The sequence below is a fragment of the Cellulomonas xiejunii genome, assembly GCF_024508315.1.
Taxonomy (GTDB): domain Bacteria; phylum Actinomycetota; class Actinomycetes; order Actinomycetales; family Cellulomonadaceae; genus Cellulomonas; species Cellulomonas xiejunii.
Genome location: NZ_CP101987.1, coordinates 2,658,497 through 2,674,674 on the forward strand (window position 1 = coordinate 2,658,497; position 16,178 = coordinate 2,674,674).

A 16,178-nucleotide genomic window follows, 5' to 3' on the forward strand; every position below is an offset into this window, starting at 1 on the left:
GGCGAGCGTGTGCGGCCACGGGATGACCCGGGCACCGGCAGGACCCACCCGGGGCGGGACGCGTGGGACCGGGTTCACGGGTGAACCTGGTGGCACACCTCGAGACAGGAGCACCCGTTGCCCACCACCGCACCACTCCCCCACGACCGGTCCGCGGCCGGCGACGCCGCACCCGTGTCCCGCGCCCGCGCGCTGACCAAGGTGTACGGGTCCGGAGCCGCAGCGGTCCGCGCGCTCGACGGCGTCGACGTGGACTTCGCGACGGGAGCGTTCACCGCGATCATGGGCCCGTCGGGGTCCGGCAAGTCGACGCTGATGCACCTGCTCGCCGGCCTCGACGACGCGACGTCCGGAACAGCGCACCTCGGCGACACCGAGATCACGTCCCTCGACGACGACGCGTTGACGCGGCTGCGCCGGGACCGCGTCGGCTTCGTCTTCCAGTCGTTCAACCTGCTCCCGATGCTCACCGCCGAGCAGAACGTGCTGCTGCCCCTCGACCTCGCGGGCCGTGCTCCGGACCGCGCGTGGTTCGACACGCTGGTGACGACGCTCGGGCTGCAGGCGCGGTTGACGCACCGGCCCAGCGAGCTGTCCGGCGGGCAGCAGCAGCGCGTCGCGATCGCGCGCGCCCTGATCGCGCAGCCCGACGTCGTCTTCGCCGACGAGCCCACCGGCAACCTGGACTCCCGCTCGGGCGCCGAGGTGCTGAGCTTCCTGCGGCGCTCGGTCCGCGAGCTGGGCCGCACGATCATCATGGTCACCCACGACCCGACCGCGGCAGCGTACGCCGACCGCGTGGTCCTGCTGGCGGACGGCCGGATCGCCGGTGACATCGCCGACCCGACCCCCGAGTCGGTGCTCGCCGGGCTCGAGGGCCTGCGCGTGCTCGAGGCCCCGGCAGGAGCACCGACGGGCGCGATCCCGGCGGTCGACGTGACGTCGGGGGGCCTGCGCTGATGCTGCGGCTCACCCTCGCCCAGATGCGCCGCAGCCTCGGACGCCTGATCGCGGCCGGCGTCGCGATCCTCCTGGGGTCGGCCTTCGTCACGGCGACGCTCACCGCGGGCGACGTCATCGAGCGCGGCGGGTACGACGCGATGACCGCGCTCTACGGCGACGCCGACCTCATCGTCTTCCCCTCGCCGGACGCCACGCCGTCCGACACGCTGGCCGCCGCCCGGGGCACGGCGGGCGTGACCACCGCCGATGCGCTCGTCATCAGCTGGGTGTCCTTCGAGAGCGGTCGGCGCTCCTCCAACGAGGGCGTCATCCCGGTGCCCTCCGACCCCTCCCTGGCGTCGCTCGACGTCGTCCAGGGCCGCGCGCCCGCGTCGCACGGCGAGGTCGCGCTGCCCGCCGCCTCGGCGGAGCGGCTCGGTGTCGGCGTCGGCGACACCATCCGCGTCTCCTGGACGGTGTGGCCCACGTACTCCGCCGAGGACGTCGCCGAGGCGACGGGCGACGTCGACACGTCGCCCGAGCCCGAACCCGAGCCCACGGAGAAGACGGCGGACGTCACGCTCGTCGGGATCGTCGAGGACCCGTCGGGAGCCTGGGCGAGCTACGGCGGCGCCGGGTTGGCGACGCTCGACGCGGTCGTGGAGTGGAGCGGTGTGTCGACCCTCGACGAGATGGCCGTCGGGGAGGTTCTCGTGGCCGTCGACGGTGACGTCGACCCCGTGCGCGCCGAGCTCGCGGAGCGGCTGGACCGGGACGAGGTGCTGACGCGGGACGAGGCCGCGGCCCGGAGCGTGGAGTCGTACGGCGCCGGGAACTTCCTCGTCATGATGGTCCTCGGGTTCGCTGCCGTCGCCCTGCTGGTCGCGGCCCTGGTCATCGCGAACACGTTCCAGGTGATCGTCGCCCAGCGCACCCGGATGCTGGCACTGCTGCGCTGCGTCGGCGCACGGCGCGGCCAGCTGCGCGCGTCGGTGCTGCTCGAGGCGTGCATCCTCGGCGTGGTCGCCGGCGTCGCCGGCGTGCTCACGGGGCTCGGTCTCGCCCAGGGCATGCTCAGCGTCCTGTCGCGGGTCCAGACCGGTGTGCCGCTGCCCCCGGCGGTGCAGCCCACGCTCCGCAACATCCTGGTGCCGGTGCTCGTGGCCGTCGTGGTGACCGTCGGGGCCGCGCTGCTGCCCGCTCGTGCGGCGACCCGGGTGTCACCGGTGGCCGCGCTGCGGCCGGCCGACGCACCGACGGTGCGGGCACGACCCGGGAGGGTCCGGCTCGTGCTCTCGATGCTGCTGACGGTCGGCGGGTTCGCGGCGCTGGCGGGCGGGGTCGCGCTCGCCCGTGCGGGGACCGGGATCGACTCGATGCTGCCGCTGGGCATCGGTGTCCTCGGCGGTGGGACGTCGTTCGTCGGCCTGCTCGTCGGCTCGCCGCTGTGGGTGCCGCGCATCGTGTCGTCCGTGGGACGTCCGATCGCCTCCATCAGCACGAGCGCCCGTCTCGCCGCGGCCAACACGCTGCGCAACCCGCGGCGGACGTCCGCGACGAGCACCGCTCTGGTCATCGGCGTCACGCTCGTCGTCATGATGAGCACCGGAGCGATCTCCGCGCAGGAATCGCTCGCCCGCGAGATGGACGAGCGCGGGCCCGTCGACCTGCTGGTGGTCGACTCGTCCGGCGAGGCGATGAGCAAGGCTGTCGCGGACGACGTCACGTCCCTCGACGGTGTCGAGACGGTCGTCGTCGCCCGGGCCGGACTGGTGCTGAACGCCGAGGGCCGCGAGCGCCAGGCCTACGTCGTCGACCCGGCTGACGCCCACGTGATCCGGGACGAGGTCGCGGCCGACGCCCTCGCCGCGGGTCGCAGCGTCGTGCCGGAGGGCTGGTCGGGCCCGGTGTCCACGCTGGAGGTGACCGCGCAGGACACGGCGCCCATCGAGGTCCTGCCCCGCGGCACGAAGACGGCGCTCCTGACCACCGACGCGGCCGACGCGCTCGGGATCGACCGCGCGCCCACGACGCTCCTGGTGCGGCTGAGCGGCGGTACCGACGCGATCGAGACGCTGCGGGCGGTCCAGGACCTGGTCGCGGACGACACGATGCACTTCGAGAGCACGGCGGCACAGCGGCAAGGCAACGAGGAGATCATCGACATCGTGCTCGCGATCGTCATCGGCCTGCTGGGCGTGGCCGTCGTGATCGCGCTGATCGGGGTGGCGAACACGCTGTCGCTCTCGGTGATCGAACGTCGCCGGGAGTCGGCCACGCTGCGCGCGGTCGGGCTGTCCCGGCGTGGGCTGCGGTGGATGCTCGCGACCGAGGGCATGCTCATCGCCGGCGTCGGCGCGCTGATCGGCACGGTGCTCGGTCTGCTCTACGGCTGGGCGGGCGCCGCCACGGTGTTCGGCCCGCTCGGCGACGTGCACCTGTCCGTCCCGTGGGCGCACCTCGGGGCCGTCCTCGCCGTGGCGCTGCTCGCGGGCCTGGTCGCCTCGGCACTGCCCGCTCGCGCCGCCGCCCGCACGCCCCCGGTCGCCGCGCTCGGCGTCGACTGAGACCACGGCCGCGGTGCGGCGCGGAGGAGGGCCCGCCGCACGGTCGAGCCGACCACAGACCCGGGGCCGGGAGGTGTCACCCACACCTCCCGGCCCCGGGGCGTCATGACGCACCCCGCGGGCCGATGCTCGCGGGGTGCGCCTCACGCTCCCCTCCCCCGTCCTGCCCGGTCGGCTCCTCGACGTCGAGGTGGAGCCCGGTGTCCCCGCCGGCGTCCTGCGCCGTCGGCTCGCGGTGCTCACCGGTGACGTGCGCTGGGCCGCGCCGCGAGCGCTGCTCCAGATCGCGGGCAGCAGGCTCGACGACGACCACCCGGCCGGCGCTCCGCCGCTGCTGCCCGGCGCGCACCTCGCCCCGGGTCCCGCGCCGGACGACGACGTCCTGGCCGCCGTCGCTGCGGGGACCCACCTGGCCGTGCTCAGTGGTCCGCGCGCCGGTCGGCTCGTCGCGCTGGAGGACGGCGCGCGCGTCCGACTCCCCCTCGCGTCGGCGAGCGGGTCGGAGCGTCTGCGTGGCGCGACGCCCGCGTGCATCGACGTGCGCCGGCGGGGCCGTCGGGTCACGGTCCGGGTGGTCGGTGCACGCGGGACGATGACCGCCCGCCCGGGGCGCGGGCCGGGGCACCGCATCCTGCGGGCCGCGCAGGGCGCGCGACGCCTCGGCCGGCGGGCGCGCGCGTGGTCACCGCGCGACGAGGTCCGGGTCGACGGGACCACGCTGGAGCTGCGGGACGCGGCGGGCGCCCGCCCGCGCGGCAGGTGGGCACCCCCGGGACCGCCATGGGCGTGGACCGCAGGCGCCTCGGCGTGCGCGGCTCTCACCCTGGCCGTCGCGCTGCGCCAACCGATCCTGCTGCTGACCGCCGTGACGGGCCTGGTCGGGCTCCTCGGCCTGCGGGCAGCGCCCGCACCGGGCGCGCCCACCGAGCCGGGTGCGGGCAGCCCGGCCCCCGCGCCGCTCCCGGACGTCGGCGCACTGCGCCTGGCCACGCGGCTCCGCCTGCGTGACCACGCGGGTCCCGTCCCGGGGGACGACACGCCGTGGCCGGCGGACCGGACCGTTGCCGTGGTCGGCCCTCGCGACCACGCTCTGGCGGTGGCGCGCGCGCTCGTGCTGCGCACGCTGGGCGCGGGCACACCGACACGCCTCGTGCTGCGGTCCGACACGGGCGCGGACTGGCGGTGGACCCGCTGGTGGGCCCCCTCCGGCCGGCTCCCCGGGGCGGACGAGGACGAGGTCCTCGTGGTGGCCGACGGCGGCGACCCGACGTTGGGTGCCTGGCGCCTCACCTCGCCGCGTGCCCGGCTCCTCCTCGTCGTGCCTCCGGGGACGGCCGTGCCGGCCTGGGCGACCACGGTCCTGCACACCGGTGACGACGTGGCACCGCGCTCCAGGCCCGAGGCCGTGGACGCGGACGTGGCCGACGCGCAGGCGAGGTCCGCGGCCGCACTCGCGTGGTCATTGGCGACGGACGGCACGGTCATGCCGCCCGCCCCGGCGTCGACGTCGGCGCTGGGCGAGCTGCCCGGGATCCCCGCACCCGCCGCGGCCGCCGTGGCGCGGGCATGGCATCCGGCAGGGACGCGCACGCTGGTGACGCCCGTGGGCACGGGACCCGGCGGAACCCCCGCCGTGCTCGACCTCGTCCGTGACGGCCCGCACGCCCTGGTCGCCGGGACCACCGGCGCCGGCAAGTCCGAGCTGCTGACCACCGTGGTCCTCGGTCTCGCGCTGACACACCCACCCCGGCGGCTCGCCGTCCTGCTGGTCGACTTCAAGGGCGGCACAGGCCTGGGTCCGCTCGCACGGCTGCCGCACGTGGTCGAGCACGTCCACGACCTCGACCTCGCGGCAGCGCGGCGCACGCTGGTGGGCCTCCGGGCAGAGCTGCACCGCCGCGAGCACGTGCTGGCCCACGCGGGTCGGACGGACGTCGCCGACCTCGACCCGGCGGCACCGACGACCCCCGCACGGCTGCTCGTCGTCGTCGACGAGCTGCGCGCCCTCGTCGACGACGTGCCCGACGCCGCCGCCACGCTCTCGCGCCTCGCGGCGCAGGGACGTGCCCTCGGCGTGCACCTGCTGCTCGCGACCCAGCGCCCGGCTGGCGCGGTGCCGGCGGACCTGCGTGCGAACCTCGGGCTGCGCATCGCGCTGCGCGTCGCCGAGGAGGACGACTCACGCGACGTCGTCGGGTGCCCGGACGCCGCCCACCTCGACCCCGCGAGCCCTGGCCGCGCACTGGTCCGCATCGGCTCGCGGCCGGTGACGCGCGTGCAGGTGGCGCGTGCCCGTCACCGGCGCCCGACCGCACCGGTGCGTCTGACCCCGGTGATCCCGTCACGGGCCGGGCCGGGGTGGTGCGTCACGTCGACGGGCGACGACGACGTCCCGGACTGGGTGGCCGCGTGCCGGCAGGCGGCGAGCGGCCTACCGGGCACCTCGGTGCCGTGGCTCCCCGCGCTGCCGGACAGGGTGACCGCGGACCTGGTGGCGCCCGCCGCCGACCCCGACGGCCTGCTCGTCGCGGTGGGCGACGTCCCCGACGAGCAGCGCCGCACCCCCGTCCGGTGGGGGCCCGCGCACGGTCCCCTCCTGGTGCTCGGCGGGCCGCGCTCGGGCCGGTCCACGACCCTCCTGGTGGTCGCCACGCACGCGCTCCTGGACGGTGCGCACGTCCATGCCGTCGGCCTGCCGGACGCGGACCTCGCGCGCCTGCGGCCCACGGCCGGACCGCTGCTGGGGACGACGCTCCCGGTCGACGACGTGCACCGCGCGCTGCTCCTGCTCGACCACCTGACGTCGCCCCGGGCACAGGACGCGCCTGACGTCGTGCTCCTGCTCGACGGGCTCGACGCACTCCTGGACGGGCTCGCGACGCACGCCCGTGGAGCGGGCGTCGACCTGCTCACGGCGCTGCTGCGGCACCCTCCCCCGGGGGTCCGCGTGGCCGCCGCAGGACCGATCGTGCCTGCGCTGTCCCGCCTGCTGGGCGCGTTCGGGCTACGTCTCGTCCTGCCCGTGCCGGACACCGCGCTCGACGCGCAGGCCGGCGTCCCGCACGGCATGGTCGCCGCCCGGACGGTGCCCGGTCGCGCGGTGGCGTGCACCGCCGAGGGCGCGCTCCAGTGCCAGGTGGTCCTGCCGTCCGCCGCCACGGGGGCGCTCGCGGAGGTGCGGCGGTCGGGAACCGCACCACCCGCCGCGCGGATCGGCGTCCTGCCCGAACGGTCGGCACCCGCACCCGGGCCGGCTCGTCGGGGCGCAACCGTCGCGGAGAGGATCGAGCTCGGGCTAGGCGGTGAGAGGCCGGACCCGATCGACGTCGACCCCACCAGGCCGCTCGTCGTGGCGGGCGCGCCCGGGACCGGGCGGACGACCGCGTTGCACGTGCTCGCCCGCGGATGGGCGGCGACCGGTCGGCACGTGACGATCGTCGCGGCGCACCCGCAGTCGACCCAGGCGCGGGTGGTCCTGCCCGGCGTCGTCGTGGTCTCCCCCCACGACGCACCGGCCTTCCTGGAGGACGACGCGCGGCCCGAGTGCGCGGGCGACGGCACCGCCGGAGGGGTCCTGCTGGTCGACGACGTCGACCTTCTCGAACGCAGCGCCCCCCAGCTCGCCGAACGCCTGGAGCGCCTGCTCGAGCGCCGGGGAGGTGGGCCCCGGGTCGTCGCGCTCGCCACGACGACCGAGCACGCCGCCACGGGCTATCGCGGGCCGGTCGCCGCAGCTCTGCGCGCCCGCCAGGTGCTGGTGCTCGACGCCTTCGGGCCTGCTGCTGCCGATCTGCTGGGGCCCCGCGGCGCGTTGCACACGGACCCCGCGGCGCGCCCGCCGGGCCGCGGGGTGCTGCGGCGAGGTCGCGTGCTGGCCCGGGTCCAGGTGCACGACGTCGTCGCACCGCAGCAAGAGGCCGCAGAACGGGACACGACGCGCCCCGGGTCAGGAACCCGCATCGCGTCCCTGCGAGGTGGCGGCCACGACGCGGGGACTGAGGACGGCCACCACGACGACCAGCGCGACCAGGCCGACCGTGAGCGCTCGGACCCCACCGTCGACGCCCCACCACGCGGCAGCCGTCACGATGAGGAACGCCTGGGCGGTCAGCACGGGTGCCCGGCCCCAGCGGCGCCCTTGCCACAGGCCGCGCACCGCACCCGCGAGGAGCGCTGCGGTACCCAGCGCCAGGACGACGAGGAAGACCACGGGTCCCACGTCCTCCCCGCCGGCGAGGGCGACGACGCCGACGACGGCCGCCGCCACGAGCAGCACGGCCTCCACGAGCACGGCCGCGCAGGCGACGAGGAGCAGCGGCGGCCGTCCGCCGGTCGAGCCGGGCCGGGGGGTCTCGGGTCCGGTGACCGGCCCGCGGCCGGCGGGTGTGCTGGGCATGGGACGACCCTAGGCGGCGAGCGGCGCCTCGGGTCCGGAACGGACGCTGCTGCGCGCCCTTACCAGAGACCGGAAGCGCCTGCGACCACGTGCCCGGCGGCCTGAGTGGCGCAGACGGCGCCACACGGCCGCGTGAGACATGTCACGCACCCACGGGGCACGGAGCACAACGCCCTCGCCGTTCAGAACATCGCCACGGAGGGCACAGCGATCTCCCAGGTCAGAGGCCTAGCGCGAGCGGGAGTCCGCTGACCTGGACGTTCGACCCACGGCCGCTGGGTGCGGCCTGGACGCACGACGGGACGACTCGGACGGAGGAGCGGGCGATGTGATCAACGCCTCAGTCGTTATCGACATGAAACGTTGCCGTAACCCTTGTGCGTCGAGGTGCCGGGGTGTGACGCTGGGTTCAGCACGTTTCCCCCCACCACTGATCCCATGCACTGCCACGCGCGCTTCGGGCGTGCGGGCATGCGTGTGCCAAGGAGAGCCCCCATGGATTGGCGTCACCGCGCAGCCTGCCTCGACGAGGACCCCGAGCTGTTCTTCCCGATCGGGAACACGGGCCCCGCGCTGCAGCAGATCGAGGAGGCGAAGGCGGTCTGCCGTCGCTGCGACGTCGTCGACACGTGCCTCAAGTGGGCGATCGAGACCGGTCAGGACGCCGGCGTCTGGGGCGGCCTGTCCGAGGACGAGCGTCGCGCACTGAAGCGCCGCACCGCGCGCCAGCGCCGAGCCGGCTGAGAGCCGAGCAACCCAGCACCTGCCGGCGGCCATCCGCCGAGCGCCCGACGGGGGCCGCCGACCACGGCGGCCCCCGTCGTGACGTCCGGGATCGTGACGTCCCGAATCTCGACGTCCGGGTCCCTCGGCCCGTCCCGCCGGCCCGACGCACGCGCGTCGGGCGCGGCATCACGCGACGGTGGCCGCGTCCCGACCCTGCCGTAGCTGCACCTCGATGACGACGGACGTCCCGCCGCCCTCGCGGCCGTGCCAGGCGATCGAGCCGCCGAGCTCGTTGCGCACCAGGGTCGAGACGATCTGGGTACCCAGCCCCGTGCCCTCCCCACGACCCTCCGGCAGGCCGCCGCCGTCGTCGGCGACCTCCACCCGCAGCCTATGACCGGACCGCTCGACGACGATCTCGACGGTGCCCTGGTCGCGCCCGGCGAGCCCGTGCTCGACAGCGTTGGTCACGAGCTCCGTGAGGATCAGGGCCAGCGCGGTCGCGTCCTCGGCCGGCACGGCGCCGAACGACCCCCGCACCGTTGTCCGCACGTGGGCACCGGCGGTCGCGACGTCGGCCGCCAGCCGCAGGCTCCGTCCGACCAGGTCGTCGAACGGCACGCTCTCGTCGAGCGTCTGCGACAGGGTCTCGTGGACCAGGGCGATCGTGGCGACACGGCGCATCGCCTCGGCCAGCGCGTCGCGGGCCTCCGGCGAGCTCATACGGCGCGACTGGAGCCGGAGGAGCGCGGCGACCGTCTGCAGGTTGTTCTTGACCCGGTGGTGGATCTCCCGGATCGTCGCGTCCTTCGTGATCAGCTCACGTTCGCGCCGCCGCAGCTCCGAGACGTCGCGGCACAGCAGGACGGCACCCGTCCGCTGGCCCTGCTCCGTCAGGGGGACGGCACGCAGCGAGAGCGCCACGCCGCGGGCCTCGACGTCGACCCGCCACGGCGCCCTGCCCATCAGCACGAGGGGCATCGACTCGTCGACGGTCGCGTCCTGCTCGATGAGGTCCGACGTCACCTCGATCAGCGACCTGCCGACCAGGTCACCGAGCACGCCGAGCCGGTGGAAGCACGACAGGGCGTTGGGGCTCGCGTAGAGCACCTCGCCCTCGGCGTTGAGGCGCACCAGACCGTCGCCCACGCGGGGCGCACCGCGACGCGGGCCGGTCGGCGCGTCCGGTGCGGGGAACTCGCCGCGCGCGACCATCCCGACGAGGTCGTCGGCCGCCTCGACGTAGTTGAGCTCGAGTCGAGACGGCGTGCGCGCACCACCGAGGTTCGTCTGACGTGCGAGCACGGCGATCGAGCGCCCACCGCGTACGACGGGCACGGCCTCCTCGCGGACCGCGTAGGAGCCGAACCAGCGCGGCTCGCGGGAACGCTGCGGTGCCTGCTCCTCGAGAGCGCGGCGCAGCTGGGCGACCTGCCCCTCGGGGGGCCGGGAGCCCACGACGTCGTCGTAGTGCACGGTCGCGCCGGTCGAGGGCCTGCACTGTGCAACCGCGACGAACTCCCCGTCGACCGTGGGCAGCCACAGCACGAGGTCGGCGAACGCGAGGTCGGACACGACCTGCCAGTCGCCGACCAGGAGGTGCAGCCACTCGACGTCTGCCGGATCGAGCGCACCATGACGCGTGACGAGGTCGCTCAGCGTGGGCACATGCCCAGGGTACGCAGCGGCGGCTACGCTCGACGACGACGGAGGTGCCACGGGCGGCGTCCGTCACTGGTCCGCGCGGCCGCTCGGACCAGAACCCATCCACCACAGGGGTCCACGGTGCAGCTGCACGTGACGATCGACCTTCCCACCGACGTGCACACCGCTGCTCGCCTGCTGGCCGATCCTGCCTACGTGGACGCGAAGGTGCGCGCCTCGGGCGCGGTCGAGCAGCAGGTCGACGTGACGGGGACCGCCGCCGGCGCGTTCACGGTGACGACGCGTCGTGCCGTGCCCACCGAGCAGATCCCCGCCCACATGCACGCACTGGTGGGCGCCCGCATCGACGTGCGGCAGGTCGAGGCGTGGGAGGCACCGCTGGCCGACGGCTCGCGCACGGGGACGGTCGTCGTCGAGATCGCGGGTGCACCGGTACGCGTGACCGGTCGCACGTCGCTGACTGCCGCGCGACCCGACCTCGCGCGCGTGGCGTACGACGGCGAGGTCCGTGCGGCCCTCCCGCTGTTCGCCGCTGCCGTCGAGGAGGCCGCCGGGGCTGCGGTACGCACCGCGCTGCGCGCCGAGCAGGAGGTGGCCGCCCGGTGGCTCGCGGACCCGGACGCGAGGCACGGCGGCACCGAGGCCGCCCGCTGAGGTCGTCGCTGACGTCGACGTCCCGCGGAGGGGCTGCCGGCCGCCGCCCACGGCACGGCCACGACCTGTCACGGCGCGCTCAGGCGCGCTCCGGCCATTCGCTCGAAAGGGGCACGGCGAGGTCTCCGAGCCGTAACGATTGAATAACGTGGGAAGCATGGGAAATCGCTCTGACCAGCAGGGATGCCCCTGTGGGACCGCTACCACGACACTCCTGCCCGTCCCCGTCCTTGACACCTGCCCATCTCCCGGACAAAGGTGTCCCGCAGTGCGTGGGAACGCTCCCGCGAGATGTCACGGGAGCGCACCCACGTCGGGGCTCGACAGCCCCAGCGCGCGACGCCCGCCCCAGCCGGAAACGGCCGGCGGGGGGGACGCGGACAAGATGTACGGCGACGTAGCCGTCCGACTGACAAGGGAGTCATTGTGCGCAAGACCACACGCAAGGCGTGGGCGCTCGCCGCTGGCGTCATGAGCATCTCGCTGCTCGCCACCGCCTGCTCCGGCGAGAGCAGCGAGGGCGACGACGACGCAGCGAGCGGCGACAGCAAGGTCACGCTCACCGTCGCGACGTTCAACAACTTCGGCTACACCGACGAGCTGCTCGCCGAGTACACCGAGGCCAACCCGAACGTCACGGTCAAGCAGACGCGCGCCGCGGAGTCGGCCGACGCCCGCACGAACCTCACGACGAAGCTCGCGGCCGGCGGCGCCGGTCTCGCCGACGTCGAGGCCATCGAGGTCGACTGGCTGCCCGAGCTGCTCACGAGCGCCGACGCCTTCGAGGACCTGACCGACCCGTCGGTCGAGGGCCGCTGGGAGGCCTGGAAGCAGGAGGCCGCGACGTCCGAGGACGGCCGCCTCATCGGCTACGGCACCGACATCGGCCCCGAGGGCATCTGCTACCGCGCCGACCTGTTCGAGGCCGCGGGCCTGCCCACGGACCGCGCGGAGGTCGCTGAGCTGCTCGGCGGCGAGGGCGCCACGTGGGACAAGTACTTCGAGGTCGGTCGCACGTTCACGGCCGCCTCGCCCGAGGTCGCGTGGTTCGACTCGGCGTCCGCCACGTTCCAGGGCATGGTCAACCAGATCGAGAACCCGTACGAGGAGAGCGACGGCACGCCGAAGTCCCTCGGTGACAACTCGGACATCAAGGCCCTGTTCGACCAGGTGACCGCAGCGTCCGCCGACCTGTCGGCCGGTCTGACGCAGTGGAGCCCTGACTGGGACGCCGCGTTCCAGAGCAACGGCTTCGCGACGATGCTGTGCCCCGCCTGGATGACCGGCCCGATCGAGGAGCGCGCGGGCGGTGTCACCGGTTGGGACGTCGCCGACGTCTTCCCCGGCGGTGGCGGTAACTGGGGTGGCTCGTACCTGACGGTGCCCGCCTCGGGCAAGAACGTCGAGGAGGCCAAGAAGCTGGCCGCGTGGCTCACGTCGCCCGAGACGCAGGTCAAGGCGTTCGCGAACGCCGGCACCTTCCCGAGCCAGGTCGAGGCGTGGGAGGCCGAGGACCTCAAGTCCGCCACGAACGAGTTCTTCAACGACGCACCGGTCGGTGAGATCTTCGCCAACCGCGCCGCAGCGATCTCGGTGACCCAGTTCAAGGGCCCGAACTACTTCCAGATCCACCAGACGGTCACCGACGCGCTCGCCCGCGTGGACGTCGACAAGAGCGAGGACGCCGCGACCGGCTGGCAGGGCGCAGTCTCCGCGTTCGACAGCCTGGGTCTCTGACTCAGTCTCTGACTCAGTCTCTGACTCAGTCTTGACTCACCCGGACCGGCCGGGGACGTCCACGACGTCCCCGGCCGGTCCTCAGGTCGCGGCACACGATTGCCGCCACCGACGTCCGAGGGCCGCCGGCAGGACGCGGCCCTGAGTCCCGGCTCCCCACGCGAGGTCCGTCATGTCCGTCCAGTCACCCGCGCCCACGCGGTCCGCGCCACACGGCGCGCCACGTGCGCCGCGACGGGTCGGCTTCTCCCAGCGGCTCTCCCGCTGGGACTTCAAGCTCTCCCCGTACCTGTACATCTCCCCCTTCTTCATCATCTTCGCCATCACCGGCCTGTTCCCGCTCATCTACACGGCGTTCGTGTCGGTGTACGACTGGAAGCTGCTGGGCGGTCAGGGCGACTTCATCGGGATGCAGAACTACACCGACGTGCTCAGCCAGGCGACGTTCTGGAAGTCCCTGCGGAACACGTTCTCGATCTTCGCGCTGTCGTCGGTGCCGCAGGTGCTGGTGGCCATCGTCCTGGCGGCTCTCCTGGACCAGAACCTGCGCGCCAAGACCTTCTGGCGCATGGGCGTCCTGCTCCCGTACGTCGTCGCCCCCGTGGCCGTGGGCCTCATCTTCGGGCGCATGTTCGCCGACCAGTCCGGCCTCATCAACAGCTGGCTCGGGGCGTTCGGGGTCGACCCCATCCGGTGGCACGTCGACCCCCTCGCGAGCCACGTGGCCATCGCCTCGATGGTGAACTTCCGCTGGACCGGCTACAACACCCTCATCTTCCTCGCGGCCATGCAGGCCGTCCCGCGCGAGCTGTACGAGGCCGCGATCATCGACGGCGCCGGCCGGGTCCGTCAGTTCTTCTCGGTGACGGTCCCGCAGATCCGCGCCACGGTGATCTTCGTCATCCTCACCTCGACCATCGGCGGACTGCAGATCTTCGACGAGCCGCGCGTGTTCGACGCCGCGGGTCGCGGCGGTGCGTCCCAGCAGTGGATGACCACGACGCTCTACCTCTACGACGTCGGCTGGGGCACCCAGCGCAACCTCGGCAGGGCGGCAGCGGTCGCGTGGCTCCTCTTCATCGTCGTCGTCATGATCGGGTTGCTGAACTTCGCGGTCACGAACCGGATCTCGTCCGCAGGAACCGGCCGTCCATCCCGTCGACAGCGCCGTGCCGCTGCGCGTAGCTCGAGGAGGTCGGCATGAGCTCCGTCCCCGTCATCCGTCAGACCGCCGGCCCGCGGGCGGCCAAGGCCGCCAGCAGCCGTCGCGGGAAGACCGGCGGTTACAACCGGCGCCCGGGCGTGGTCACGTACGTGCTCCTGGGTGCTGCCGTGCTCATCGGCATCGGCCCGATCTACTACACGCTGCTCCTGGGATCCTCCGACCCCGTGAGCCTCGCGCAGAGCCCGTTGCCGCAGCTGCTGCCCGACGCGAGTCTCTTCGACAACTTCTCGAAGGTCGTCAACTCCGACGCCTTCGACTTCTGGAAGGCGTTCCGGAACTCGCTCCTGGTCTCGCTGATCACCGCGGGCGCCACGGTGCTGTTCTCGACGCTCGCCGGGTTCTCGTTCGCGAAGCTGAACTTCCGGGGGCGTGGTCCGCTGCTCGTGTTCGTCATCGCCACCATGGCGGTGCCGACGCAGCTCGGTGTCATCCCGCTCTACATCATCATGGCGAAGATCGGGTGGATCGGGACGCTGCAGGCGGTCATCGTGCCGGCGCTCGTCACGGCGTTCGGCGTCTTCTGGATGACCCAGTACCTCCAGGAGGCACTGCCCTACGAGCTCATCGAGGCAGCCCGCGTCGACGGCGCGTCGATGCTGCGGACGTTCTGGTCGATCGCCATGCCCGCGGCACGGCCGGCCATGGCGATGCTCGCCCTGTTCACCTTCGTCACCCAGTGGACGAACTTCTTCTGGCCGTCGATCGTCCTCAACCCGGAGAACCCGACGCTGCCGGTCGCGGTCCGCCTGCTCCAGGCGAACTACTTCGTCGACTACTCCCTGGTCATGGCGGGCGTGTTCCTCGTGACGCTGCCGCTGATCGTGCTGTTCATCTTTGCCGGACGCCAGCTGGTCGCCGGGATCATGGCGGGAGCCGTGAAGGGCTGATGCCCTGCACCGTGGTCGGGCGCACACTCCCGAGCGCCCGACCACGGCCCACCAGCTCGGCACCGGGTAACCTGCGCATCGTGCGCGGTAGCTTCACGGTGCCCCGGGCCGCAAGAACGTCCACGCTGCCCGGCAGCCACAGGAGGGGATGACCAAAGGTGGTCGACATCGTCCCGACCCACACCGACCTCGCACGCCCGAGCGCGCCGACGCTCGAGCAGGTCGCCGAACGCGCCGGCGTCTCCCGGTCGACGGCGTCACGCGCCATCAACGGCGGCCTGCGCGTCTCCCCCGAGGCGCTCTCCGCGGTCGAGGCCGCGGTCTCCGACCTCGGCTACACGCCCAACCGGGCCGCGCGCTCGCTCGTCACGCGACGCACCGACTCGATCGCGCTCGTCGTCCCCGAGCCGGACGAGCGCGTGCTCTCCGACCCCTTCTTCGCGGGCACACTGACCGGTCTGAGCACGTCGCTCGCCGACTCGGACATCCAGGTCGTGCTCGTCATCGCGCGCCCGGGCGAGAGCGAGCGGACGATCCGCTACCTGCGCAACGGGCACGTGGACGGCGCGATCGTCGTGTCGCACCACCGCGACGACGAGCTCGACCGGGCGCTGCTCACGTCGCGGGTCCCGAACGTCTTCGTCGGGCGTCCGCTGTCGGCCTCGGACGAGGGCGTCCAGTACGTCGACACGGACAACACCGAGGGTGGGCGCCTGGCGACCCAGCACCTCATCGACCGCGGCTGCCGCCGCATCGCCACGATCGCCGGACCGCAGGACATGTCCGCCGGCATCGACCGGCTCGCCGGGTGGCGGCTGGCGATGGAGGCCTCCGGCCTCGACCAGTCGGCGGTCGTGCACGGGGACTTCACCATCGCCTCAGGTGCGCACGCAGCGCGCGACCTGCTCACGCGCTTCCCCGACGTCGACGGGATCTTCATCGCCTCGGACCTCATGGCGACCGGGGCCCTGGGCGTCCTCGCCGAGCTCGGGCGCGACGTCCCCGGCGACGTGGCGATCGTCGGCTACGACAACCTGGGGGTGGCCGCGTCGACGACGCCGCCGCTGACGAGCGTCATCCAGCCGGTCGTCGCGATGGCGCGCGCTGCCGGTGCGCGCCTGCTCGACCAGTTGCACGGAGCGCCCGGCAGGGAGCCGCTGATCTTCGCCCCGGAGCTGGTGGTCCGCGCGTCGGCGTGACCGGCCGAGCCTGTCACCGGAGCCAGTAACTCCCCTCTCTGACACAGTGCCGTCAGTTCTTGACAGCACTGTGGCAGGCACGCCATGGTGGGCACGGCGCCGCACAACGGAGTGCGACGCTCCCGCCAGCGCCACGGCGGGAGCCGAGAGGAGACGCCATGCTCCGCACGACCCGCCCTT

Annotated in this window: 10 protein-coding genes; 9 read left to right on the forward strand and 1 reads right to left on the reverse strand. The window is 73.8% G+C overall.

What is annotated here, in order from left to right; genetic code table 11:
• The first annotated feature begins 117 nt into the window (after positions 1-117).
• The 4 genes from NP048_RS12100 to NP048_RS12115 all read left to right on the forward strand — a co-directional run bounded on the left by NP048_RS12100 (position 118) and on the right by NP048_RS12115 (position 8,649).
• Positions 118-960 carry an ABC transporter ATP-binding protein gene (locus NP048_RS12100; RefSeq protein WP_255619478.1) on the forward strand — a complete coding sequence of 281 codons (843 nt, stop codon included), beginning with the start codon at positions 118-120 and terminating at the stop codon, positions 958-960.
• Positions 960-3,509 carry an ABC transporter permease gene (locus NP048_RS12105; RefSeq protein WP_227575848.1) on the forward strand — a complete coding sequence of 850 codons (2,550 nt, stop codon included), beginning with the start codon at positions 960-962 and terminating at the stop codon, positions 3,507-3,509. Before NP048_RS12100 ends, NP048_RS12105 begins: the two co-directional genes overlap by 1 nt.
• Before the next feature lie 136 nt (positions 3,510-3,645).
• Positions 3,646-8,010, forward strand: a complete 4,365-nt coding sequence (locus NP048_RS12110) for an FtsK/SpoIIIE domain-containing protein (protein WP_227575849.1) — start codon at positions 3,646-3,648, stop codon at positions 8,008-8,010.
• Between the two features lie 390 nt (positions 8,011-8,400).
• Positions 8,401-8,649, forward strand: coding sequence for a WhiB family transcriptional regulator (locus NP048_RS12115; protein WP_013117620.1), 249 nt, complete (start codon positions 8,401-8,403; stop codon positions 8,647-8,649).
• A gap of 168 nt (positions 8,650-8,817) precedes the next feature.
• Here NP048_RS12115 and NP048_RS12120 read toward each other — a convergent pair whose 3' ends face one another.
• Positions 8,818-10,299 (reverse strand): sensor histidine kinase, encoded by a 1,482-nt coding sequence (locus NP048_RS12120; protein WP_227575850.1) that lies wholly within the window; start codon positions 10,297-10,299, stop codon positions 8,818-8,820.
• A 117-nt stretch (positions 10,300-10,416) separates the two neighbouring features.
• Here NP048_RS12120 and NP048_RS12125 point away from each other — a divergent pair, with 117 nt between their 5' ends.
• The 5 genes from NP048_RS12125 to NP048_RS12145 all read left to right on the forward strand — a co-directional run bounded on the left by NP048_RS12125 (position 10,417) and on the right by NP048_RS12145 (position 15,998).
• Positions 10,417-10,950 carry a DUF2505 domain-containing protein gene (locus tag NP048_RS12125; protein ID WP_227575851.1) on the forward strand — a complete coding sequence of 178 codons (534 nt, stop codon included), beginning with the start codon at positions 10,417-10,419 and terminating at the stop codon, positions 10,948-10,950.
• Positions 10,951-11,376: 426 nt separating this feature from the next.
• Positions 11,377-12,687, forward strand: a complete 1,311-nt coding sequence (locus tag NP048_RS12130) for an ABC transporter substrate-binding protein (protein ID WP_227575852.1) — start codon at positions 11,377-11,379, stop codon at positions 12,685-12,687.
• 172 nt (positions 12,688-12,859) lie between these two features.
• A complete protein-coding gene (locus tag NP048_RS12135) occupies positions 12,860-13,891 on the forward strand; it encodes a carbohydrate ABC transporter permease (RefSeq protein WP_227575853.1) in 1,032 nt (343 codons plus the stop codon).
• Positions 13,888-14,799, forward strand: a complete 912-nt coding sequence (locus NP048_RS12140; RefSeq protein WP_227575854.1) for a carbohydrate ABC transporter permease — start codon at positions 13,888-13,890, stop codon at positions 14,797-14,799. The genes NP048_RS12135 and NP048_RS12140 overlap by 4 nt, the downstream gene beginning before the upstream one ends.
• A gap of 158 nt (positions 14,800-14,957) precedes the next feature.
• The gene (locus NP048_RS12145) at positions 14,958-15,998 is read left to right on the forward strand and encodes a LacI family DNA-binding transcriptional regulator (protein WP_227575855.1); all 1,041 of its coding nucleotides are present in this window, start codon (positions 14,958-14,960) and stop codon (positions 15,996-15,998) included.
• Positions 15,999-16,178: the final 180 nt, after the last annotated feature.

Excerpts from the sequence above, each read along its gene's own strand:
- NP048_RS12135 (WP_227575853.1), top strand. The coding sequence starts at position 12,860 with ATGTCCGTCCAGTCACCCGCGCCCACGCGGTCCGCGCCACACGGCGCG.
- NP048_RS12115 (WP_013117620.1), top strand. The coding sequence starts at position 8,401 with ATGGATTGGCGTCACCGCGCAGCCTGCCTCGACGAGGACCCCGAGCTG.
- NP048_RS12105 (WP_227575848.1), top strand. The coding sequence starts at position 960 with ATGCTGCGGCTCACCCTCGCCCAGATGCGCCGCAGCCTCGGACGCCTG.
- NP048_RS12140 (WP_227575854.1), top strand. The coding sequence starts at position 13,888 with ATGAGCTCCGTCCCCGTCATCCGTCAGACCGCCGGCCCGCGGGCGGCC.